Annotated in this window: 18 protein-coding genes and 1 pseudogene; 12 read left to right on the top strand and 7 right to left on the bottom strand. The window is 36.8% G+C overall.

All coding sequences use genetic code 11. From position 1 onward, the window contains the following. Positions 1-567 precede the first annotated feature (567 nt). The 8 genes and pseudogenes from QNJ50_RS20745 (at position 568) to QNJ50_RS20780 (ending at position 11408) form a co-directional block, all read left to right on the top strand. Positions 568-870 (top strand): hypothetical protein, encoded by a 303-nt coding sequence (locus tag QNJ50_RS20745; protein ID WP_300638786.1) that lies wholly within the window; start codon positions 568-570, stop codon positions 868-870. 1592 nt (positions 871-2462) lie between these two features. Next, positions 2463-3587 (top strand): pentapeptide repeat-containing protein, encoded by a 1125-nt coding sequence (locus tag QNJ50_RS20750; RefSeq protein WP_300638788.1) that lies wholly within the window; start codon positions 2463-2465, stop codon positions 3585-3587. A gap of 237 nt (positions 3588-3824) precedes the next feature. Further along, a pseudogene (locus QNJ50_RS20755) lies at positions 3825-4046 on the top strand (SDR family oxidoreductase); the annotation flags it as partial. Between the two features lie 798 nt (positions 4047-4844). After that, positions 4845-5705: a sulfurtransferase gene (locus tag QNJ50_RS20760; protein WP_300638790.1), complete on the top strand. Its 861-nt coding sequence runs from the start codon at positions 4845-4847 to the stop codon at positions 5703-5705. Positions 5706-6649: 944 nt separating this feature from the next. Beyond that, positions 6650-8344, top strand: coding sequence for an AarF/ABC1/UbiB kinase family protein (locus QNJ50_RS20765; protein ID WP_300638792.1), 1695 nt, complete (start codon positions 6650-6652; stop codon positions 8342-8344). Positions 8345-8866: 522 nt separating this feature from the next. Continuing rightward, positions 8867-9244, top strand: coding sequence for a hypothetical protein (locus tag QNJ50_RS20770; protein WP_300638794.1), 378 nt, complete (start codon positions 8867-8869; stop codon positions 9242-9244). A 204-nt stretch (positions 9245-9448) separates the two neighbouring features. Then, positions 9449-11083, top strand: coding sequence for a murein biosynthesis integral membrane protein MurJ (murJ, locus tag QNJ50_RS20775; RefSeq protein WP_300638823.1), 1635 nt, complete (start codon positions 9449-9451; stop codon positions 11081-11083). Between the two features lie 31 nt (positions 11084-11114). Beyond that, entirely contained in the window at positions 11115-11408 is a 294-nt protein-coding gene (locus QNJ50_RS20780) for a hypothetical protein (protein WP_300638825.1), read from the top strand. Positions 11409-11634: 226 nt separating this feature from the next. On the opposite strand, the gene QNJ50_RS20785 is transcribed toward QNJ50_RS20780, so the two are convergent. From QNJ50_RS20785 to QNJ50_RS20795, 3 genes are all read right to left on the bottom strand, one after another. Next, positions 11635-12198: a GNAT family N-acetyltransferase gene (locus QNJ50_RS20785; RefSeq protein WP_366914306.1), complete on the bottom strand. Its 564-nt coding sequence runs from the start codon at positions 12196-12198 to the stop codon at positions 11635-11637. A gap of 85 nt (positions 12199-12283) precedes the next feature. Further along, entirely contained in the window at positions 12284-12565 is a 282-nt protein-coding gene (locus QNJ50_RS20790) for a hypothetical protein (protein ID WP_300638827.1), read from the bottom strand. A gap of 60 nt (positions 12566-12625) precedes the next feature. Beyond that, the gene (locus QNJ50_RS20795; RefSeq protein ID WP_300638829.1) at positions 12626-12865 is read right to left on the bottom strand and encodes a hypothetical protein; all 240 of its coding nucleotides are present in this window, start codon (positions 12863-12865) and stop codon (positions 12626-12628) included. Positions 12866-13017: 152 nt separating this feature from the next. Here QNJ50_RS20795 and QNJ50_RS20800 point away from each other — a divergent pair, with 152 nt between their 5' ends. Continuing rightward, complete coding sequence (locus QNJ50_RS20800; protein ID WP_300638831.1) at positions 13018-13878, top strand: Rpn family recombination-promoting nuclease/putative transposase; 861 nt, start codon at positions 13018-13020, stop codon at positions 13876-13878. 439 nt (positions 13879-14317) lie between these two features. On the opposite strand, the gene QNJ50_RS20805 is transcribed toward QNJ50_RS20800, so the two are convergent. From QNJ50_RS20805 to QNJ50_RS20815, 3 genes are all read right to left on the bottom strand, one after another. Next, positions 14318-15403, bottom strand: coding sequence for a hypothetical protein (locus tag QNJ50_RS20805; protein ID WP_300638833.1), 1086 nt, complete (start codon positions 15401-15403; stop codon positions 14318-14320). Between the two features lie 267 nt (positions 15404-15670). Next, positions 15671-16153 (bottom strand): hypothetical protein, encoded by a 483-nt coding sequence (locus QNJ50_RS20810; RefSeq protein ID WP_300638835.1) that lies wholly within the window; start codon positions 16151-16153, stop codon positions 15671-15673. Positions 16154-16304: 151 nt separating this feature from the next. Next, positions 16305-18833 carry an ATP-dependent helicase gene (locus tag QNJ50_RS20815; protein ID WP_300638837.1) on the bottom strand — a complete coding sequence of 843 codons (2529 nt, stop codon included), beginning with the start codon at positions 18831-18833 and terminating at the stop codon, positions 16305-16307. A gap of 281 nt (positions 18834-19114) precedes the next feature. Between QNJ50_RS20815 and QNJ50_RS20820 the strand changes: the two genes are divergently transcribed. Both QNJ50_RS20820 and coaE read left to right on the top strand, forming a co-directional pair. Then, the gene (locus tag QNJ50_RS20820; protein WP_300638839.1) at positions 19115-21064 is read left to right on the top strand and encodes a glycosyltransferase family 39 protein; all 1950 of its coding nucleotides are present in this window, start codon (positions 19115-19117) and stop codon (positions 21062-21064) included. A gap of 112 nt (positions 21065-21176) precedes the next feature. After that, a complete protein-coding gene (coaE, locus tag QNJ50_RS20825; protein ID WP_300638841.1) occupies positions 21177-21791 on the top strand; it encodes a dephospho-CoA kinase in 615 nt (204 codons plus the stop codon). A gap of 337 nt (positions 21792-22128) precedes the next feature. Here the strand turns inward: coaE and QNJ50_RS20830 are convergent, their stop codons facing one another. Beyond that, positions 22129-23253 carry a site-2 protease family protein gene (locus QNJ50_RS20830; protein WP_300638843.1) on the bottom strand — a complete coding sequence of 375 codons (1125 nt, stop codon included), beginning with the start codon at positions 23251-23253 and terminating at the stop codon, positions 22129-22131. A gap of 817 nt (positions 23254-24070) precedes the next feature. Here QNJ50_RS20830 and QNJ50_RS20835 point away from each other — a divergent pair. Next, positions 24071-24541: an Hsp20/alpha crystallin family protein gene (locus QNJ50_RS20835; RefSeq protein WP_300638845.1), complete on the top strand. Its 471-nt coding sequence runs from the start codon at positions 24071-24073 to the stop codon at positions 24539-24541. Positions 24542-24829 lie beyond the last annotated feature (288 nt).

Genomic DNA, 24829 nt, shown 5'->3' on the forward strand with positions numbered 1-24829 from the left:
ATTTTTAAATTCCCAAATGTAGAGACGTAAAATTATGACCTTACGGTCACGCAATACCTAGAGCCTGCGGCGACGGCGTTAAACCTTACGGTATGGCTGCGCTTACGCCGTAAGGCGCGTCTTTGCCTCTAGCTAGAGGCTCCGCCGTCGCCGTAGGCTCTAGCTGCGCTACCTACGGATCCGGAACTGCTACCTACGGTTAAGCCTTACGGCATGCTGCGCTAACGGCGCAAGCCGCGTGCATTCGTCGCTAGACGCGTCCGACCCGGTACGCTTGCGCGCTTGCGCTAATACGTCTCTACGAGATGTACTATACTCAACCGAAAACCGCTATAGTTATGATTCCTTGAATAAAGTTGATCGATCTATGGTCACTCTAAAGGGGTGTAGTTTTTATTGTCCTCACTAAAAATAAGTTTTATCAAGAACTCGGACAAAACGAGGGTTTTTATGGAAACTTTAAAAATTTTTATGTATCATTTTTAGTACATATAACGATGAAGGAAGTCCGTCTATATGTTAATCAACAGATTGAAATTCGGTCTTATAGGCTTGTTTGCTGCCTCTATGACACTTCCGGTTGCTGCTCCAGCTAGTGCTTTTGTATCAACTAATTCTGAAGAATCTATTACGACTTCAAAGCAAGAACCTCTTTTAATTGCCGATCGTAAATATCGGCGCTATCGCCGCTATTACCGTTATCGTCGCCGCTATCCACGCTCGTATAGATTCTATCGGCGTCGTCGCAAATATCCAAGATACTATCGTTCTCGTAAATATCGAAGATATTACCGGTCTCGCTATCCAAAATATTATCGATATCGTAGATATCCGAGATATCGCTATCGTAGGTATAGAGTATATTACTAAAGATAGTTGATTATCAAAAGTTAGATTAAGGTTTATCAGGTTTTGAGCACTATCATCGTTAACCAAAATGTTTTCAACTTAGCTTAATCCTCAATAATTACTAAGTTGATTTGAGGAGCGAAAATTTTTATAGAGCCACATATCCCTAAATCAATGAAAGGTTACCTAGTTATGTGAGAGAAGAAGTGTGAAGAGTGTAATAAGAAGAGGAAACATTTTTGGTAATCGTCTTAGTAGAAAAAGAGTATTAAGGAAATTAGGAAACACATCAAACTATAAATATACTCATCACCCACTGTTAAAAATTGGTTCCGTAAAGAAAACATCAAATCAAAATCACTCAAATTCATTAACGATAGATAGTCTTATAATTTAAATGAGTGTTATTAATGACATCTACCAAAATATTTACGCCACTTGATTCACCACTCAGCCAAACACAAGGTCTTTAAACTTGTAGAACAGTTAAAAATGTTATGGGTATAAAGCAAAGCTGCTATGTATGTTTCGGCTGAGTCTAAATTGACAATAAAAAGTGCATCGAGCTAGGTTCAGTCTGTATACTTTACGCTTAGTGTTCAATAAATATCCCTACCCCACCATCACTACAACAAATTCGCAACAACAAATTCGCATCAACTAAGATTTACTGATACAGACAGACAACCAATATATATAGTGCCATGAGCAATGCTATTGTGAATAGCAATTTTTTGAGTACAATTATCGCCATAATTAAAATTTTCTCGCAACACTGGAAATAAAGTTGCGCTCGCAAAATTACCAATTCAAATATAATTTTTTAGGGTATTAATTGAGTAAAAATTTTATCCTCTATCTTAAACTCACATCATGTCAGGTAATTGCTTCAAACATTAAATTTGGATGTGAAGGAGTCCAGAAAGTAGCAAAATTTCCCCAAAATAATGACTAAATTTATAAGTATTAACTAACCCCTATATTTATAAATTTAATTTTTGTAAGTATAAGTTTTGTAAGTATAAGTTTTGTTTAAATATAAATATCTTGAAATCTTGACTGTGTGATACTGATTCAAGAAATTAATTAATTAATTAAATTTTCACAATTAAATATAAAAATTTAAAAAGTATAAGCTTCACAAGCATAAGATTCAGTACAATAAATCTTAATTATTCAAGAGACGCAAAAATCTACTAATATAGCAGACCTTGATAAAATGAAGTCAATATATTAAGTCTGAGTAAAACTTACTAGCAGGACTAGATTTTTTCAAGAGTTAAAACTTACAATCTTGCTTGCGCTATCTCATATTATTTCACACTATACGCCTATATAACATTATAAGTTGCAAAAATTATATCCATTCCTAATTACGGTAAGTATCATCAAGCAAATAAATTGATTTTTAACAATAATTGAAAAATAAAAAATGTAACTATTGAATTCAGAATTATCTGACAAAGCCAAATGAATTATATTGTATAATGCATAATCCGTTGAAAACATCTATGCCTGCTGTTGAGACTATTTATGGTGATGATTATTTTTGCCACAAATAGTATTTTATATCCTTATTTTTTAGTAATTTAATCAATTCCTGGGAAAGTCTGATGCATGACTTACAAAATTTAACTCAAGAAAACATGTTTAACCATGCCGTACAACTACGCAACATGGATGTAGGCGTCAGTAGTATGGAAGAAATGGCCGAGCAGATGGTGAGGTATCTGTATAAAAATCTTACTTTACCAGATGGTAATTCTGCTTGTGCTCTTGTCAGATTTTTCAAAACTCATCCTTATCAAGACTTACCTCAAGACCTCCAGGAGTCAGCACAACAAATATTAAAAGGACGTGAAATTCATAACGATACAAAGTGCTTAACATTACTTGCAACTGCTGGAGATAATTCACGATGGAACTCGAGAAAGTTATCTGTTGGACACAAAGCTATTCCATTAGTGGATGAGGATTCTGTTGCTAGAATTCCCATGATTTCACAGTTAATTTGGCAGTTTGGTCTCAGTGTGGAGAATGTCATTAAACCAGATCCCGAAATTATTCTTAATTTAGGAAAGAGAACCTTTAATGTATTCTATATTCCCGAGGCTGTTAATAGTCCTTACATACCTGCTCAAGAAGAATTTGTTATTCCCTACCAAATTAAATCAGTTTTGGGAATTGGAGGTATGTTGTTATCGGGTAACATCTTCACAATTATTTTATTTTCTAAAATTGAAATACCCTTTCACGTCACTCACCTATTCAAGTGGGTAGCGATGTACGCCAAAATCGCCACTAACTCTGTTGAAGGTGATAAAAATCTTTTTGATAAATCTCCTTCTCCTGCGCTTTCAAGTAATTCAAACGGTCAAAGTCCGATCGCTAGTAATACCAAATTACAAACATCCAATACCAAGTTACAAACATCAAGATTTCAAACGATTAATCAACCAAAAGTTGATATATCCACCATTGACTTCCAAAATGCGGATCTCAAAGGTATTAACTTGCAAAATGCAAATCTTGAAGGAGCAGATCTCCGTGGAGTAAATCTAAAAGGAGCAAATCTTGAGGGTACTGACCTTAGCGGAATCAACTTACAGGGAGCAAATCTTCAAGGTGTAAATCTCCGCAATGTAAATCTTCAAGGTACAAATCTCCAAGGAGCAAATCTTCAAGGAGCTAACCTCCAAGGAGCGATAATGCCTGATGGTACTATTTATCAAGAATAATCAAGCGAGAATGATTTTTAATGATTTTTAAGATTCTTGTGGTAATAACTGGATTTACATCCAGATTCAAATATTGAACTGAAACAGAAATATTAGGTTCTAAAAGTTAAGCCTATTCATTATGTTTCTACAGCTAATGTTTTTCCAACGCCCCAAAATAAGCAACGCCTTTTCGAGTCGAATCCTTTAAAGCATTCCGATCAACTTCATAGGGGCTATAGCTAGAGTAAATGGGTAGTAGAAAAATTGGTTTTGGAAGTAGCTAATCGAGGTTTACCACTATCTATCTACCGACCTGCAAGAATCACCGGTCATAGTCAAACAGATGTATCTAATTTTGAAGACTTCTTTTGCTGGTTAATAAAAGGTTGTATACAACTGAAAAGTTTTCCCATATTAAATAATTTTCGAGATAATCTTGTCCCAGTCGATTATGTAAGCCGAGCAATTGTTCATTAAACCCATTCACCGCAGGTGCGTCTCAGGGTACGCGATCGCATCGCCAAACTGCAAACTGCTCATGATCAAAAAAGGTATAAGCTTCATAGCGTTTATATAACCTACATTTTTACCAATTTTGTCGCCCCTCCAGGTATTTCTAAACATCAACTGAATAATATAATTTGTAACTTTAGCAACATAACTTGAAATACTTACGCAAATAATGCGTTATAAATAACATTCATGATAAGATAGTAATTACCAGTTACTTTTATCCACATCATTACTCTGCGAAAACCTTAGACAACTGGTATTATCTCCAAACGATATCGGAGTAAAACCTAATATACATAAGTATTAAAGAATATTGTTTGAGAAGAACATTCGAGCAAAATATCTTTGTTTGAATTAATAATCTTTGCATTATTAATCCTTTCTTGAAAATCCTTTTTCTAAATATGAGGAATAAAATGTTTACTCTTGAAACATATTCTGCAAGTGATTAGTGATACTGTTAATTGTATTTGCTTGATATCAGATGTAACTCCTTAGTCTTGTTATGGAGAATAACTTAATTAATATTTCTGAATCCTATGAAAAGTACAAATCTATCATTTATTTCGAACATCAAATTTACACCCTGCTTGTAAATGATAGAGAGATTCAAGTGTGCATTGTACTGAGATGAGAAATATTGTGCTGCTTTCAAAAAGCTGGTTATTGAGCAGTAAACCGATCGTACCGTGTCACCTTTTCGGGTGAATAGGTGAATAATTAGTGACTTGGGCTATTACCAAACTAAACAGGAGTCAACCTATGGATACAAAGACCCTAATCACTCCAAAAGAACTTTCTGTTTTGCTTGAACAGCAAAAATCAAATCTCATTGTCATTGATACTCGAAGCCCAGAGGAGTATGCAATTTCCCACATTCAAGATTCAATAAACCTTCGGGATATTTTTACCTATTTAGCAGATTCTACTTCTCAAGGCTCAGAGCAGTTACACATGCACTTTGTTAACCTTTTGGGTGCAGCAGGTATATCTGGTAAAGAGTTGATCGTAATCTATGAAGATGCCATGAACACAGGTTATGGACAATCTTGTCGGGGTTACTTTTTGTTGAAATATTTAGGCTGTCAGAATGTTGCAGTTTTACATGGAGGCTGGAAAGCATGGCTCAGTGCAGGCTTTTCTACAACTGCAGAGGTACCAAAGTATGAAACTAAAGAATTTGTTTTAAATATTAATTCCTCAATCATGGCTACGACTGAGGAAATGCTGGAAACACTTGAAGACCCTCAAATTATCAAGTTAGATGTGCGAGATATTGATGAGTGGATTGGTACTAGTTCATCTCCCTACGGAGTAGATTTTTGCCCTCGTAAAGGTAGAATTCCAGGTGCTGTATGGATTGATTGGCATCGTATGATGAAAAATGATTCAGAAATTCCAATGTTTAAATCCTCAGAAGAAGTGCGTAAGATTGCTGAGGAAGTAGGAATCACACCAGAATCTAATGTATACGTTTATTGTTTTAAAGGTTCGCGCGCTGCAAATACAATGATTGCTCTAAATGAGGCGGGAATTACCAATGTCCACAATTACTTTGCTTCTTGGAATGAGTGGTCGCGGGATCCATCTTTACCTATTGATAGTAGAGTTTTTAATGAGTAATGAGTAATGAGTAATGAGTAATGTTAGTGCAGCTAGCGTCAACGCCCCGCAGTACCTTACGGTACGCTTGGGCGCTTGCGCTAACATTATCATCTGAATTCAAAATAAGACAAATTAACCATCTACAAGTCAAACTAAAAATAATTAAGAAAATATTATAATTCAGCACTAAAATACTAAGAATATGCAAATCAATATTTCCAGATGAAAGTTCCTATCTTAAATTTTTGTAAAATTTCAGAGAAGTATTAAAAATATTCATATAAGGATTTCAAGGCACATCATACTTTGTCAAGAGATTGTGTAAAGGTAACAATATTTAAGAGATTATCAAGGGTAAACTTATTATCAAGAATTCACTTCCCACTTGCAAAAAAGTTAATTTATTTACAACTTAAATTTGAGCTAGCGGTATCATTATTACTTCATTACTTTGCTAGTTCATAGCTTTGATCCCAAACTTTAAGTCTTCAATATTGAATAACTCTGAGTATCCTGTAAAGCCAATTTCATCAATCGAGAGGAAATAATTATTGTAGGAAAAGTATCCTTATGAGGATGGGATTAGCTTGCAATAACAAGTTTTATTTTATACTTTTTTGCTGAGATTTGTAAGTGTAAATAATTCACAAGTTTAGCTGCTGGCAATAGACTGATTTATCTTTGATAGATCTCGACTAGATACTAGACAAAAAACTACAATAGATACCATGAAATACTGCCAAAAACACGTAAATAAATGATTCTTTTTAAACTTGTAATCAGTGTTTATACTTCTGTGTATTAAGATAAAATAAGATTTAGAAGATAAATTTTAGTAAACTTTAGTTAAATAACACAAAGCAAACAGAAAAATACAGGGAAAAATTTGTGTAGCACAAATTAGGACCTAACACAGCACACATAAAAACAAAATCTTAATTTTTAGAGAGGGAAATAACGGAGTGAATTCGCAAGTCCCAACATCAAAAAATCGCAACTACGACTCACAAGCAATTGCCCGTCACTATCGCTATCGACCTTGGCAAGCTTGGGTGCGTGCAATCACAGTCATCTGGTTTTTCTCTGGATTTATTATTAATCTTAAACTAGATGAATGGCGTGGGTTAAGCGAGCAAAACAAATTTAAAAGAGCTAGTGAATTACGACAGTTACTAACTCGTCTTGGTCCTACTTTCATTAAAGTAGGTCAAGCACTTTCTACGCGACCAGACTTAATTCGCCAGGATTTCTTAAATGAGTTAGTCAAATTACAAGATCAGTTACCTGCTTTTGATAGCGAACTTGCCTACAAGATTATATCTTCAGAACTTGGTAGCCCAATCTCAGAAATATTTAGCGAACTTTCACCACAGCCAGTTGCTGCGGCTAGCTTAGGTCAAGTATATCGCGGTCGGCTACACAGTGGAGAAGAAGTCGCAGTTAAGGTACAACGTCCTAACTTACGTCCAGTGTTATCTCTGGATTTATATTTGATGCGTTGGGCTGCAGGTTGGCTTACACCCTGGTTACCCCTTAACCTGGGACACGATCTAACTATGATTGTTGATGAGTTTGGTACAAAACTATTTGAAGAAATAGATTACCTTAACGAAGCTAGTAACGCTGAAAAGTTTGCTGAGAACTTCCGCAATAGCTCCCAGGTAAAAGTTCCTGCAATCTACTGGCGTTATACCAGTTATCGGGTTTTAACTTTGGAGTGGATTAACGGCTTTAAACTTACAGATACTGCAAGCATTCGTGCTTCCGGCTTAGACCCAGAAGAAATTATCAAAATTGGTGTTACTAGCGGTTTACAACAGCTTTTAGAACATGGGTTTTTCCATGCAGATCCTCACCCAGGTAACTTATTTGCTATGCCCGATGGTCGAATGGCTTACATCGACTTTGGTATGATGGATCAACTCGAAGAAAGCAATAAAGAAAGCTTGGTAGATGCCATAGTACATTTAGTCAACAAAGAATACGACGAACTAGCCGAAGACTACGTTAAATTGGGTTTCCTTACTCCAGATATAGATATTCGTCCCATTGCTCCAGCTTTGGAAAGAGTGTGGGGAAATGCTATTGGAAAAAATGTTGGTGATTTTAACTTTAAAACCATCACCGATGAATATTCCAAACTGATGTATGAATTTCCTTTTCGGGTACCAGCTAAATTTGCGTTAATCATCCGTTCGCTAATCACTCAAGAAGGAATTGCTTTAAGCCTAAATCGGGAATTTAAAATTATTGAGATTGCTTATCCCTACATTGCAAAACGCCTCCTGACAGGAGAATCTCCTGAATTAAGACGCAGACTACTTAATGTCTTATTTAAAGATGGTAGATTCCAATGGCAAAGGTTAGAAAATCTGATTGAAATTGCTCGCACAGATAGTAGCTTTGACGTTTTACCGACAGCCCAGTTAGGTTTACAATTTTTACTTTCAGATGAAGGAAAATTTTTGCGTCGTCAGTTACTAATTGCGCTCACAGAAGACGATCGCCTCCATACAGCAGAAGTCGAAAGTTTGTGGAACTTAATTAAAGAAGACCTCAAACCAGCTCGTTTGCTTGATGTAGCTTTTGGTGCTCTTGCTGATTTTTCTCGGGAAGGATTTGCAGCGGTATTACCAAGCTTTACAGCAAATAATTAATTCATACTCAAGAGTTAATTTCGAATCAAGAATTAAGCTGAAAATTGATATTTGGGCGTCATAGCATGAGTGGATGCAATCACGCACACAAGAGTTAGCAGTTGTCAGTTCGTAGGCGATCGGTGAGATGTAGGAAGACAATCTTCAATTGACCCTTAGTTGAAGAAATTTAAAACCTACACATAAGATATTTAGGGGTTGAATGCAAGATATTAACTGACGACTGCTGATTAAATAAAGTTGGGAAGGTATTTGCGGGGAAGGGGAAAAATGGGGGAATAAGTAGAAAAAAGTAAAGAAATAAACAAATATCAACAAATATCAAAAAATAAATCCAAAAAATAAATCCAAAAAATATAGATAACCAAATACAAATAGCAAATAAATATCAGCTAGTAATTTATACTTAAAAAAACTATAATCAAACAAAGATTAAAGTAATAATTCTTCATTTTCAATTTAACTTTAATTTTCAATCTCAGTTTAAATTTCCATACCTACCATTACCAACACATAGTTAATATGTACTATTACTCCTTTCATCCTCCCTATTTCTTAGTTATTCTTGGATTATTTGTAGCAGTGACTTCTGGTGCGGCTTTTGGCGGTACATTAAAATTAAATTTACAAGAGTGGCAGCGAAGTATTACTGAAAATCCAGAATCTCGTCTATCTACAAAAAGTTCAATATTCCCATTTCTTGGTGTTGGTATTGGTATTGGCTTGTTTTTGTGTGCGGGTTTGAGAATATTTGGATTCTCTGCACTACTTGCTTGTGCTGTTGGTTTACCCACTGCTCTTTTCACCTGCTGGTTGGTTTGGAAGCAGTTAGGGAGTATGTTGGCTTATGCAGAAAGTAAAGGTGGGATCGAATCTTTAGATTTGGATTCTTTGTTTTAGGACGTTTGGTAATTGGTAATGGGTAATTGGTAATGGGTAATTTTCGTAATCCCTAAAATGTTTACCAATCCCCAGTCGCCAATTCCCAGTCCCCAATCCCCAATCCCTTATCGCCACTTTCGTCAAAATTTGCCTGACATGGAAGGAGATTTCAGGTTAAATGTTCTCAGTTAGACTCTTTCTGAAAACTCTCAGGTAGAATTTGTGACGAAACAAAAACAAAAACCATCTCGTTCTTTAGCTGGGATTGCAGGTATTATTGCCGCAGCAACCTTAATTAGTAAAGTTTTCGGGTTGGTAAGACAACAAACTATATCAGCTGCTTTTGGTTTAGGTCCAGCAGCTGATGCTTTTAATTACGCTTATACTATTCCTGGTTTTTTATTAATATTACTTGGTGGAATCAACGGACCATTTTACAGTGCGGTTGTCAGCGTTCTAGCTAAACGCGATGAAGAAGAAGCAGCACCACTAGTAGAAACAATTACAACTTTGGTCGGGTTCGCTTTATTAGTAATTGCAATTTTTATATTTATTTTTGCTCCCAATCTGATCGATATATTTGCTGCAGGTTTACGCGCTACCGGTAAGGAATTAGTTAGGGAAATTGCAATTCAGCAACTGCGAATAATGTCGCCGATGGCTGTTTTAGCTGGATTGATTGGAATTGGTTTTGGGGTTCTTAATTCTGCTAATCAATATTGGTTACCCGCTATCAGTCCGCTATTTTCTAGCAGTGCAGTAATTATTGGTTTGGGTATACTTTATTTGCAGGTGGGAACTAATATTGGTACTGCAACTAGTGAATATGCCACTATTGGAGGAATGGTTTTAGCCGGTGGATATGTAGCCGGAGCATTTTTACAATGGTTAGTGCAAATTTTTGCCCAAGTTAAATCTGGTATGGGTAGGTTTCGGTTACGATTTGACTTTCAGCAACCGGGTGTAAAAGAAATTTTGCGAATCATGTTACCAGCGACCTTTTCTTCGGGGATGCTGCAATTTAACCTTTACACGGATTTATTTTTTGCTTCTAGAATACCCCAAACAGGAGTTGCTGCAGCTTTAGCAAATGCTGGTTTACTAGTACAAACACCGGTGGGAATTCTTTCTAACATGATTTTAGTTCCCTTGCTGCCGATGTTTGCTCAACTTGCTGCTCCAGAAAACTGGGATGAATTAAAATTACGGATTCGCCAAGGTTTAATTCTTTCTGGATTCACTATGCTACCTTTGGGTGCTTTAATGATATCTTTAGCAGTACCAATTGTGCGGATAGTTTACGAACGCGGTGCTTTTAATCCAGAAAATTCCATGTTGGTAGCTTCCTTACTAGTAGCAAATGGAATTGGAATGTTTATTTATTTGGGGAGAGATGTTTTAGTTAGGGTATTTTATGCTTTAGGTGATGGTAACACCCCTTTCCGTATTAGCACCTTTAACATATTTCTCAATGCTTTATTAGATTTCCTATTTCTGGAAGTATTTAATTTGGGCGCGCCCGGTTTAGTATATGCAACTGTTGGTGTTAACTGTAGTTCCATGTTGATGCTGTTATTCTTACTCAATCGCAAACTTAATGGTTTACCTCTGGGAGAGTGGGGTTTAGTAATTTTGAGCTTAGTTGGTGGAAGTGTAGCTACAGGTCTTGCTAGTGGGGGTACTTTGAGATTAACCCAGCAGTTTTTAGGAACAGAAGGTTTAATTATTCAATTATTGCAACTATCCATATCTGCTGCGGTTGGTTTGCTAGTTTTTGCAATTATTGTTTCCCAAATGAAGTTACCAGAGGTGAATGTTTTTGTAGGAAAACTAAGACAGAAGTTTTTGAAGAGGTGAGGATTAGGTGTTGGGGGTAGGACGCATCCTGATGGATGAACGGAGGGAGCGTACGCAATACTTACAGTACGCTTCTGCTAGCCGTGTACGAATTATTATGCCAGATTCTAACACCACAGTTTTTTGTCCTGTTTATTATCAAATTATCCAGCGTAGAGATAACGGCTGGGCGTTTAAGTATAGCGAACCATTTCTTAATTTATTTAACGCCCCGAATTTATCCCCAGAAGAAGAGTTTAAAGCCTTTGGTACTTCTATGAAAAAGGTAGTGATCGAGTTATTTCGCATAAACGGTGGAAAACAGGGTTATTATGCTATTGAGTAAAATTGGCACGTTGAGCTTGTTGCCATCGGGTTTCCAGATTAGCAAGAACAGCATGAGAATTGCGTTGCTAACAAAGCATTAGAAAAAGTAGCACTTAATTTGTTGCGCGAAGGTATATCAGTAGAGATAGTTGTGAAAATTACAGATTTGACTGTAGAGCGAGTCCAGGAATTGAAGGCAGAATTAAAAGCTGAAGATAAAAAGTAGGGGATTAAGATGGTTGGGATTAATCGCTAGACTCAATTGACTTAAATGTCCGGTGTACGGGACGGTTAGACCAATCTTGCTTAGTGAGAGAATACAGATCGCATATCTCATTGTGATAAGTTATTTGTCCTGAATAGGTCATACCTATTTTCATGAGGAGTTTTGATGAAGCAACGTTGAGGGGGTCAACCAAACCGATTAAGTCCGGTAATGTCAATTGTTCAAATACATACCGAACGCATCCCGAAAGAATCTCAGTCCCGTATCCCAGCCCCCAATATTGTGGGAACAAGGAAATTGCCAGGTCGTTTTTACCTAAATCTGCAAGATATAATGGGCCAGTATTCCCAATAATATCTCCCGATTTCTTTAAGACAACGGCGTACCGACCATAGCCATATTTTGAATAGTCAAGAATTGTTTTAGACAGGAGGGCTTCTTCTGCTTGTTTGATGTCTTTAAATAGCTCTCCAATATACTTCATTACAAGCGGATTCGATCTCAGCGCGTAATATGCACGCAGATCGTCAAATCTCCATTGACGGACAAGAGTGCGCCTTGTTTCAAATACAGTATTCATCATGTAATTCCACACGATCTAACTATTTAAGACTTCTTATTTTTTTAAAGTAAAAAATTTTCTATCAAGCACGCGATCGCAGTAGATCTTAAATCTTGCTCCCGTAAATTTTACGTATTATTAGATTTTCTATATCGATCCCTTCAAGACATCTTACATTTACTGTCCAACCGTCAAAAGGTAATACACCTTGTTTTAATTCTTTCGGTGTGGGGTCGCTTGGCTTTCGAAATGGCAAAATTCCACAAACAGGACAGAAGTAATCTTTTGCCGTATATAAACCCCATTGATAGAGGTTTAATTTATCCCAATCTACCAACAATTTAAGATTTTCCTTGGGAACGCGGAAATTTAATGCGCCACGTTTCAAACAAATAGAACAGTCGCAGGAGCGAGCATGGTCAATTTCAGCAATGACCTCAAACCTTATTCAGGCAGTTTGGCACATTTCAGCGGCTCTTCGAAAAATCAACCATAAAAGCCCCAATATTTTTTCGTTTTCGATAGCTAGCATATGAAGAGGAGCCTTATCACGATTGAGCTTTCCACTTATGCGTTTGACGGTTTTTTGAATAGAGTTACCAGGAACACTATAGCCCCATTCGTCGAAGTACCATTTTGCAACAACTGGAATTGCATCTGTTCGATCGGCAAGAAACTCAAAGTTCAAATTGGCTCTCCTGCATTTTAATCAGGCGTCTAATTATTTATTATACGGAAAGTTTCTACATAATCTTTTGCCAAATCTCCCCAATCCTAATATACCAAGCATTATAAATAAATCTAATGATAGGATGACCAAAATTACTACTCAAAGTAACTATGCCTATCGACCATGACCGCTTATTTAAAGAGTTAATCTCTACATTTTTCATTGAATTTATCGAACTTTTTCTTCCTACGATAGCTTCAGATATTGATCGAGATTCGATTCAATTTTTACCAGAAGAAGTTTTATCGGATGTGACTGCTGGCGAAAAGAAACTCATAGATTTACTAGCAAAAGTCAAATATCAGGAGAAAGAAACTTATTTTTTAATTCATGTCGAAGCTCAATCTTATTCACAACAAGATTTTGCCAAACGAATGTTTAAATATTTCGCCAGACTTTATGAAAAATATGATGTGCCAATTTATCCTGTTGTTATATTCTCATTTGATGAGCCATTAAGGGCAGAACCAAAAACGCACACCATTCAATTTTCTAATTTGGACGTACTCAGGTTTGAGTTTGCAGCAATTCAATTGAATAAAATTAGTTGGCGAGATTATCTAACCCAACAAAATCCTGTTGCTGCTGCACTAATGGCAAAGATGAATATTTCACCGGAGGAGCGTCCACAAGTAAAAGCAGAATGTTTGCGATTGTTAACTACTTTAAGATTAGACCCGGCACGCATGCAATTAATATCTGGTTTTATTGATACTTATTTAAACTTAAATGAAGTGGAAGAAAAAACCTTTAAAGCTGCAATAAGTACAATGGGATTAGAGCAGAAGGAGAAATATATGGAAATCATCACAAGTTGGGAAAAAGAAGGTGCTAACAAAGCATTAGAAAAAGTAGCACTTAATTCATTACGCGAAGGTTTATCGGTAGAGATGGTTGTAAAAATTACAGGTTTGACGCTAGAAAGAGTGCAGGAATTGAAGGCAGAGTTAAAAGCTGAAAATAACAAGTAGGGGATTAAAATTATTGGGATTAATCGCTAGACTCAAAGGAGCAAATCTTGAATAGTCTAAGGGATTTAAGTAAAAATCTACTACTCAATAGGGCGCACCGAAGTGCGCCCCTACGAGTAATAAATTATGGTCAGAATTATTTTTTTGGGAATTTATTACAAGAAAAGAAACACTTTGCAATACTCCTGGCTGCAAATATTATTCCATCCGGTTAAACTTCAGCTGCGACGGTTAGATTTAAAGCAATAAGATTACTGATAGTAATGAAAATCTGTTAACAAAATTGATTCTCAAAACGTTTGGGATTGCATGCGCAGAGCTTGCGCTTATCGCAGCTAAGCAGTTAGCAAAACCATGCCGTAGGTATTGCGTGTCCTTATCAAACCAAAGTCTAATATACTTTCCAAATTGATAAACATTGCTACAGTCAGACCAATTATTAGCTCCAACTTATACTCAGAGACGGTAAGTGAGAACCACTCATTTTTTTCCTCACACTTTTCTCAATATCTAAAATCACCTTCTGAATCCCACTCTCCTCGTTATTCAAAATATCTTTCTTCATTAAACTGAAGTAATCTTCGATATTCTGTTTCAGAATAGGTCGGTATTTAACTTCTGTATTGTGTATGTCCGTTGCATCCCAAGCAATAATAGCCACACTTGCTAAAGGACCTAGTAAATTAGAACTAAATTTGCCCAAAACGCCTACACTTGTCTTAGCAGCGCCTTTAGCTGCTATTTTCCCCACCATTTTCCCTATTAAAACCCCACTGCCTAAGCCTCCAATGGTAGAAACTTTTAGCCGCAATGGAATTTGCTTTCCTTCAATATTAGTTGCAACGACTGTGACACCTTGCAAGTACTCGTCCCAGTTTACTTTGGGAATATCGTATTTAACACGAATATTCTCAAGGTTGCGCTGTAATTCGCTAGTATAAATTTGTGAAATATCTCTTGAAATAGTTTTTAATTCAAGCTCTGCAAGTTCAGGTTGAAGAACACGCTTTGTAAATTCTTCGAGAACTTCTTGCTGAATTTTCTCTTTAGCAGTGGGAGAATTTTTACTTAAAACTCGCTTTCCGTTTTGCAACATCCCATCTAAACCAAATTTTTGCTGGGTCCAGTATCCAAAATACCAATCCAGGAAATCAACATCCTGACTTGAATCAACTCGACTCATCAAGGCATTAATCCAGATATCTAGCTCACTTGAAGCAGTCTTTAAAGCTGCTTCGCGAGCTGCTGATAAGGCAGCATCAAGTTCTACTGCTTGAATCACAACCGTAGAGTTACTAGCTGCTTTAGCAGTGTTCGCTACGGGGACAGCAAGGGTATTTCCAAATGCAAAGTGCCTTCCAAAAGAAGATAGGATAACGAGAATTAAAATAGCCCAGAGAGTAATGGAGAAAATGCGCCATCCTAGCTTCAGCAACGTCTGCCATGTAGGAATTCTCTTTACAGAATTAAGCAATACTAAAACTAAATTAGTAGCAAGTGTTAGAAAATCTCTTTTTTTTGTCATACCACACTTGATCCCTGTAGCTATTGACCAGTTAAATAAGTCCTCAGATTGTCTCGAAACTTCGAATCCTGTCATAAATCCAACGTTTTGTAATGGACTACAGTTTTAAATCAAACTAGACATAAGTAAGCAAAAATAAGTCGTTGGCTATGTGTTCCTAGTCCGCTTAATTAATATAAGAAAGTTTTATTTCTTATTGGTGAAAAAGAACGTAAGAAAGACTTCTGCAATCCTTCTGCTGTAACGCCTTGTTAGAAGCGACAAAGGTCAAATCAAAAAAGTGGTAGCAACTACAGCCAGCAAAAAATTTATAATTATGCTAACAAAATAGTCATTTATGCTATCAGAATAGTTACTCCGTAAAAAATTTCTTTCTTCTGATCTGTCATCAAATAAATTACCGACTTCTTCTCCAAGAAAACCAAACACAGGAGTAAGCATAGGACCACCTAGAAAAGTTCCGAATCCCCCTCCAGCGAATCCTCCTATTTGCTTACCCAAAGTTCCATCTTTGGTTTCTTCTAAAGCTTGAAAAATCTCACTTAAAGCTTGAACCAAAATGGCACTTTGAATTAAGACTAAGCTACATAGTATGCTCAGTTCTAGCCACAATTTGTACCAGCCAAGGAAAGCAAGAACGGCAACCAAAACACAGTGTATTATGGCAATAATTGTTATATAAGACATAGAAAGCTGATTTTTTATTGTCAATTTAAACAAGCACAGACGCCTGTCCAAAATGTCACTCATTATAGGTTACATTTAATACTTATTAGTCATCATTGGGGTTTTCCCCGATCTCTTGAATATTAATTTCGCAATTTTATAGAAACTATATGTGTAGTGCTTCCTTCACTCAGATGATTATTCATCAGAAGGGTATCCTAATAAAAAGATGATTTTACTCAACCACGCACTCCCCAAACTCCCGCGTCAAAGCTGGAAACACCGGACAAGCAGCCTGCTTCTGCAAATTATCCGGCTTACTCCAAGTAAAAGGAGCCTCCTTCGCTGCAGACATCCATAACAAACGTTTCGCCCGAGTCATCGCCACATAAAGCAAACGATATTCTTCAGCAATTTTGAGATATTTTGCTTGTTCCCAAGCTTCAGTAACATTGGGTAAATGAGGTTCGTCATGTAACGCAGCGCGAATTTGGGCGCGAGCAACCTCTGATAAAGTAAAGCTACCCAAAAATTGCCTTTGGGGAGGAACCCAAAATCTCCCAGGTATTAAATTTTCGTGCAAAAACGGCATAAATACATAATCCCAGTCCAGTCCTTTGGCTTTATGCATGGTAATGATGGTCAATTGACCGGGACGGGTATACCGAGCTTCTGAATCTTCGGTATCTACTGGTTCAAAACGTTCGGAACTAACGATTTCGCTTAATACTCGCAACATTTCCCCTAAAGAAAGATTACCGGCGATTTGGATTGCAATGCGTTCAGCTAATTTGTCTGCGGTAGCGAGTTCGGCTTGTTCGTAGTTTAAAGTTAAACCGATAAAGGAAATCAGGTGATAAACCGGTAATTCTAACCGAGCGCGGAGTAAACTTCGACATATTTGAGCCGCTTTTTGCACCGGTTCCGTTTGCGGTGGAGCGAGGGGTCCGGGATATAAAAAGTCTTCTGGTAAGGAAGCAAGGGCGTTAAGGTCTTGGGTTTCAATGATGCGACGTTTTACCATTACCCCCAATGCAGCTTTCAGGTAGTCCGGGGAATGGGGGCGATCGCAAAAGTTAAGTATGGCTAAAATTTCTTCGGGAACATGGGAATGACGTTCCTGTTCGCTGACATCATACAGGTTAATTCCATGTTCTTTGCAAATCGGTTTGAGTGCTTCACCAAGCCATCGTCCCTGACGGTTTTCCCTAACTAAAATTGCGCCGGTTATTTTATCGCTTTCATCTTCACTAAATAACTCAATTATGCGTTGGGAAATCAATTCTACAGTATGGTGAATATCTCGGGGTGTATGTAACTCTAAACCTTGACCGATTGCTGGAGGATTTGCATTAGGTTGAGGATCCCCTGGTTCCACAAGATGAATATTTTGATCGCGAAATGGAAGTTTTGCTGTGGCTAGACTTTCTGCTTGCAGACGTTGTTGTTTCGCTTTTTTATTTTGACTACTGTAAAGTGAATTAACCCACTGCAAAGCAAAGTTAGCCGCTTCAATTACTATGCTCGTACTCCGTCCCGCTCGATCCATCGTCGCCAGTCGGTTTTTAGCCTGACACTCTTGACAAAACTCCCGGAAATAAATTGGATCTGCGGGGGTAAAAGTTGAGTTAATTGCTTGGTTGGGATCCCCTACCCTGACGAGGTTTACTAAAGGCGATTGGCGTTCGGAGCGCACGCTCCGCGTACCATTAGGGATTGGCGATTGGGTAATTCTTTGTTCCGTGCTAGGTGCTCCCTGCTCCTCGTCTCCCTGCTCTCCACTCCCAGTCCCAGATCGCCAGTCCCCAGTCCCCAATCCCTCGCTAGCCAAAATCTGCAATAACTGGGTTTGCAGAGGTGAGGAGTCTTGAGCTTCGTCTTCAAATACGGCGAAAACTTGATTTTGTTCGATTCTGCGGGCGCTGGGATTATCTAATACCCGTAACGCTGCTAAAATCATGTCGTCATAATCAATAAATTCGCGATCGCGCATCAGGGTTTCATATTGTTCGTACAACCCAGAGGCTATACTTAAAATTCCATAGTCATCTTGAGTTTGTCTGCTTAAAATTTGTAAATCTTCCGGCGACAATCCAGAACTTTTTGCTTCGTGAATTACCGTACTCGCCAGATCCGGTAAAACCTCCGTTCGGATTACTGATTGACGACGCAATCTTTCGGTTTCTTCACCGTCAAATTGCATCCCTTCAACTAAACTGTAATATTGAGATTGGTTATTAGTAATCCACTGCTCCACAGAAGTCCGAATTAGGCGGTGTCCTTGGTTGGGAGTAATTAAAGTAAGACGGTCTAGTTCTAATCCAGATAAGTTGGGGTGACGACTAGCAATGTTGAGGGCTAAACCGTGCAAAGTATGGACAACAAAACCCGTTTGGGGTAGTGATAAATCGTCGCGGAGATATTTACGAATTTTAGCTTTAATATTGGCAGCAGCGGAACGAGTAAAGGTTACTACAACCAACTGTCGGCGAACGTTCGGGCGAGAACTGTTAGAACGCTGATACTGACGCGCGATCGCAATTGCTGCGGCTGCAGCCATACCGGTAGATTTTCCCGCACCAGGGACAGCCGAAACAGCTAAAGGTCCACCTTGCCAATCTACCATTTGCTGTTGCCCGTGACGCAAACTATTACGAATATTATTAATGGCTTTTTCCCTGGGAGAAGCAAGCTTTTCTCTCGCAGATAATTCTGTATCTAGAGGCTCAGTCGGCACTGTATCAGTAAAATTAGCGTCTGACATAGATTAAACTTTAAACTTTAACCTTGAAATTTGAGATTTGAGCTGCCATATTGTTCGTTATTAATTTCTCATTCCCCGCTAGAAAATACTGGGTACATTTGACACTTAATTAGCATGTATTTGTAATAACAAATTTCGTTATTCAATCAGTTTATATCAACAGAGTTTAATTAAAATCTATTTTGTCAAGGGGTTTTGGAAAGAACAAAAATCTTACAACCTTTACGAATTCTTCAAAGCAGACATCAGACCAATCTAATAAATGAGTTTATAAATTAATAATGACAAATTTAAAGTCAAAATATTTCTTACATTACTTAAGTTTAACTTTTTTAGTTTTACTTGCTGCAATTTTACGATTTTGGCACCTGGATTTAAAGCCTTTATGGATGGATGAAATTATTACTGCCATCTTCAGTTTAGGTAAAAACTATCAAGATTTACCTTTAGATGTAGCATTACCTTTAGAGAATTGGCGAAATTTTTTGAGTTTAGAAACAGGGAGAAGCTGCTCTCAAATCGCCGAAAATCTTTCCAATCAATCTACTCACCCCCCATTGTTTTTTTGTGGAATGTATCAGTGGCTAAGTTGGGTGTCCCCTACGGAGAAAGATTTAGTCACACAATTACGCTACTTCCCAGCCATATTTGGCGTGCTTACAGTTATAACAATCTATGCTGTAAATAGAATTGCTTTTTCTGCTCAAGCTGGCTTAATGGCTGCTGCTTTGATAGCTGTTTCACCCTTTGGAGTTTACCTTTCCCAAGAAGCAAGACATTACACCTTACCAATGCTGCTGATTTCACTATCACTGTTGGGATTGATAAAAATTCAACGGGATCTCATCGAACGGAATCAAATAAAATTTTCAGTCTGGCTGGGATGGACAATTGTTAACAGCATTGGGTTTTATGTCCACTATTTTTGTATTTTGGCGTTCATTGCCCAAATAACGACTTTTATTGTATTAATGTATGGAAAATTAATATATAGTAAAAAACCACAGGAACAACAAGTTAATATTCTTCCTCAACGTAAAATTTTACTGGCGTTAGTTTTGTCAATTGGCGCAACTTGTTTAAGTTTTTTACCTTGGCTGCCAATTATCACCAAACATTTTACCAGCGCAGATACTAGCTGGCTCCACGCTCCCGTTCATATTGCTCCAATTTATCAAACCCTAGCAGGATGGCTGGTAATGTTAATTGTCTTACCAGTAGAAAAGCAACCTTTACCAATAGCGATCGCCTGCGGTGTATTAATGCTTTTATTTGGTGTTTGGGTAAGTTTGCAAGTTTTCCGGGGTTTGAAGCAGCTACTATCTGCACCCAACACCTATTTTTCAACAGTGACGTTGTTAAGTTATTCCATATTCATTATCTTGGAATTTTTTGCGATCGCATATATTTTGGGCAAAGATATCACAGCAATACCCCGTTACAACTTTATTTACTTTCCCAGTTTTTGTGCCCTGATATCTGCTGGCTTATGCTCAATTAAAAACTTAAATAAAACTCAAAACTCAACTATTACCGAACATTCAGGTAAAACGAGAAAATTCAATAAATTGAAAAATTTTGTAAATAAAATAAATTTTGTGGCGCTGACAAGATATTTAGTTTTACTAATTGGGGTAATCAGTTCAATATTCGTAGTTAATAACTTTGCCTTTAAAAAACCCTTTCTTCCCAGTGAATTTGCTCAAAGTGTAGAGCGGGAAGTATCTATTCCATCAATGGTAGTCATGGGATATAGAGATTACCAAGATGTCGCGCTAGGATTAAGTTTTGCTCTAGCTCTAGATGCAGAAAAAGAACAAAAAAAATCACAAATCACTTATGTTTCGAGTGATTCAACTTTAACAACAGGAGATTTGATAACAAAAGATTCAACAACAAAAGATTTAACAGCAGGAAGTTTAGTAAAAGGAAATTTACAAGTAGATCGCTTGGGAAAAAAAAAATTACCCACTAAAAAATATTCAACAGCCGATAAGTTTGCATTTTTCTCCCAAAAACAGGGATTTCAAGCAGTTTGGCAAAAACTAGCTGAGTTACCTCCACCAAAGGAATCACAGGTAAATTTGTGGGTAATTGCGCCAGGTCTTAGACGTCGTGACTATCCCCAGCAAACCAACCTGTCCTCACAAATTCCCTGCACCATAGATCCCAAACAACATTACCGTATTGGAGTACCCTATCAACTTTATCGGTGTAAAAATTTTGAGTAAGAAGTAAGGAGTAAGAAGTAAGAAGTAAGAAGTAAGGAGTAAGGAGTAAGAAGTAAATGATAACTGGTAACTGATAACTGTTAACTGATAACTGATAACTGACAACACAAGGATGAATAAAAGAATTATTGGCTTAACCGGAGGTATCGCAACAGGAAAAACTACTGTAGCGAACTATTTAGAGAAAACCTATAATTTACCAGTTTTGGATGCAGATATTTATGCAAGAGAAGCTGTCGCAACAGGTTCGCCAATTTTTCAACAAATCGTAGGACGTTATGGAACAGAAATTTTGCTTGATGATGGAAACCTCAACCGTCAAAAACTCGGCGAAATTATTTTTAACGATCCAACAGAACGTTTATGGCTAGAAAATTTAATTCACCCCTACGTCCAGCAAAGATTTATTCGAGGTATTAAAGAATCAAACTCGGAAACATTAGTTTTAGTTGTACCGTTACTATTCGAAGCTGAAATGACCGATATGGTAACAGAAATTTGGGTTGTATATTGCAACGAAGAACAGCAATTACCAAGGTTGATGCAACGAAATAATCTTACATTAGAACAAGCTAAAGCCAGAATTAGCAGTCAAATATCCTTAGAAGAAAAAGTAAAAAATGCAAATGTAGTCTTAGATAATTCTTCTACCGTGGAAGTTTTATTGAAACAAATAAACACTGTGTTAGCAAAATATGAACAGGAATCAAGTTCAAATAAAGTTTAAACTGGCTTTATAAGCAGTTAATGGTCGCAATCTTGATGAGCTATTTTATAAGATTGTTTAAATATTAACCTTCCCTATTATCAAATCGCTCGGAGTATTGGTATTACCTATGAAGAATGCGTGCGCTTGTTCAAAAAAATAAATCAAGTTGTTACTTATCAGCGAGGAGGTAAGATTATTGTGAAAAATTGGCAGTTGTTAGAAGAAATTACATATTCTAAATAAAAATAATCAAATGAAAATAACCCGTTCTATAGTTCAACTCTCGCACTACGAAAACGGGTCTATTTTGGATATTTTTGTTGAGGAAAATCAATGATTCAGAGAATTCAGAGAATTATGCAGGATTGTTTTGCACTCTTCTCTGAAGTAAGTTAATAACTGCTGTTTTCTCTAAAATTCCAACTAATACTCCATTATCGCGAATCACAGCAAGTGCGGATAGCTTTTGTTGCTCGAGTAATTGAATTACTTCCAATAAGGGTTGACCTGAATTTACAACTGTAGATTCTTCAATTGGTCGCATTACTTCTACTACTCGAGTTTCTGACCATAATTGAGTAGGAACACTTCGTAAGCTGTCAATCGATATTGAACCTAACAATTGTTCGCTATCGTCCGTTACCAAAAACCTACGCCAGTCTTTTTGACTTAAAATTTGTTCGTCTGCAAACTCTCTTAAGCTAAGATTACCCGAAACAATTGGGCTATTGTTCGTTACAGCATCCTCAGCAGTTAGACCAGTAAGCTTTTCCTGTATGGAAGCAAATTGAGCCGCATTACCAGCATTTTGTAATAAGAAGAAGCCAATCAATAAGTTCCAGATATTCGCGAAACTACCAGATAGCAACAGAGGAACTAGACCTGATGCGATCGCTAACCAACCAAATACTTGTCCGACTCGACTTGCAAAAGTCACACCTTTGTAAGGATTACCAGTAACCTTCCAAACAATTGCTTTGAGTATATTACCGCCATCTAATGGTAAACCTGGAATCAAATTAAATAGCGCTAATGCCAAGTTAACTGATGCTAAAAGACCGAGAATTGCAGCCAATGGTCCCGATGGATTAGTTGTTATACCAATAGCTGTAAGGGTTCCAAACAGGAGTAAGCTAACTAAAGGTCCAGCGATCGCAACCCAAAAAGCTCCAGCCGGAGTTTCAGACTCTTTTTCTAAACTTGCTAATCCACCAAATATAAATAATGTAATTGATTTAACATTAATCCCCTGACTAATCGCTACAAAGCTGTGTCCTAACTCGTGAGCGACAACAGAACTAAATACTAATAATGCTGTTATTAAACCTAATATTAGAGCCACTCCCCCACCAAGTTGGGGAAATTGCGCCATTAGTCCACCACCATAGCTCCAAGTCACTAAACCTAAAACTAAAAACCAGGATGGGTTGATATAAAAAGGGATTCCAAAGAGATTACCAACACGAATTGTATTATTCATGGCTTTTACCTTGTATTTCAGCCTTGAGAGGTTTTTAATTCTCTTGATGTTTCTATAGTAACGAAATGTTAAGCAGATTTAATCTTTGTAACTGTAGTGGTGTCCGTCCATACAGGTGCGGTTATGCGACTTTAGTCATTAAAACCCAAATAGTGAAGGTAAATTTAGCAATGAATGGATAAATTTCGCTCCCCAATAACGAGAAGAAAAAACAAGAAAAATGAAGATTATTTGCGATGTAAATCACCAATTTGCTGATAGTGATAGATTTATTATCAAAGCTGAAATAGCTTCTCCGGCAGATATAACAGCCAAAGTAGTTTAGTTGAATTGTTTTAGTTAAGAGGTAAAAGAGCTGTTTTACTATCTGTCCACCCAAAGAACAACAACACCCGCCCAAAGCGAAAACTTAGATTTCTTCAAAGTGGCAAAGGGGGCAATGTAACTGAATTTTTGCTTCACTTCTAGGTTAAAGTGCTTTACTTTCAGGTTAAAGTTATAAATTCAGTACAGACCTAAACATTGATGAATAAGAAGAAATCATCAAGGAAGTAGAATACCGGGTGTCGTTGTTTTAAAATAATTTTATATAAATAGAGTTGACCGTATTAGAGAAATTAGAGTTAACCCTGATATTTTTATTTTGTTTGATTGTGACAATAATATTTAAGGTTGCAATTAATGTTCGGTAATCATTAATTACTCAGCGAGAGAACCGAATATACATTACCTTAAATCCTCATTTAATATAATAATCAAAGCAGTCAGTAAAATACTGGACTTGTGAAAAAATTTTAGTAAGTCGAGGGAGAACTGTATGTCATTAGTTCACTTTAACCCTTGGAGAAAGATTGACGATATCGAACATCGTTTACATCATTTACATCCAGAGCATAATTTTCATACCTTGTTTGATGATTTATCCTCAACAGAGCCAAAGGATGTAAATAATTTTACTAAAGTTCCTGCTGCTGAGCTAATTGAAACTGATCGCGCATTTAATCTTAGATTAGAAATTCCAGGAATGAAAGTCGAAGATCTGGATATTGAAGCAACAGAAAAATCAGTTTCTATTAGTGGAGAACGTAAAGCAGAAACAGAAATTAAGAAACATGGTCATACTAAAAGCGAATTGTACTATGGTAAATTCCATCGTGTAATTCCCCTACCCATCAAAATTCAAAACACTAAGGTCACTGCTAAGTATAGAAATGGTATTTTGAGTCTGATATTACCCAAGATGACCGAAGAAAAAAATAAAGCAGTTAAGGTTAACATAGAAAGTTAATCTCTTTGATATTTGCAAAACATTATCTTTAATTAAGTTATTAAGTCATTAAGTTTTGTATTTTGATAATAGTTATTTTGTATAAATATCAGCCTGATTCTAAAAAGGGAATCAGGCTTTTTATTTGTAATAAATACCAGTAATATAAATTTTATAGCTATTGAATTATTTATAAAACCTGTGATTTAGATGACAGCTAAAAATATCACTAGTGGTGTAATAGTAATAAGTAAATATAGATTTTAAGTAATTAATTATTGTTCAATTAAATACTCTAAAATATACAGG

It is taken from the genome of Mastigocoleus sp. MO_188.B34 (assembly GCF_030065675.1).
In the GTDB taxonomy this organism is placed as follows: Bacteria; Cyanobacteriota; Cyanobacteriia; order Cyanobacteriales; family Nostocaceae; genus Mastigocoleus.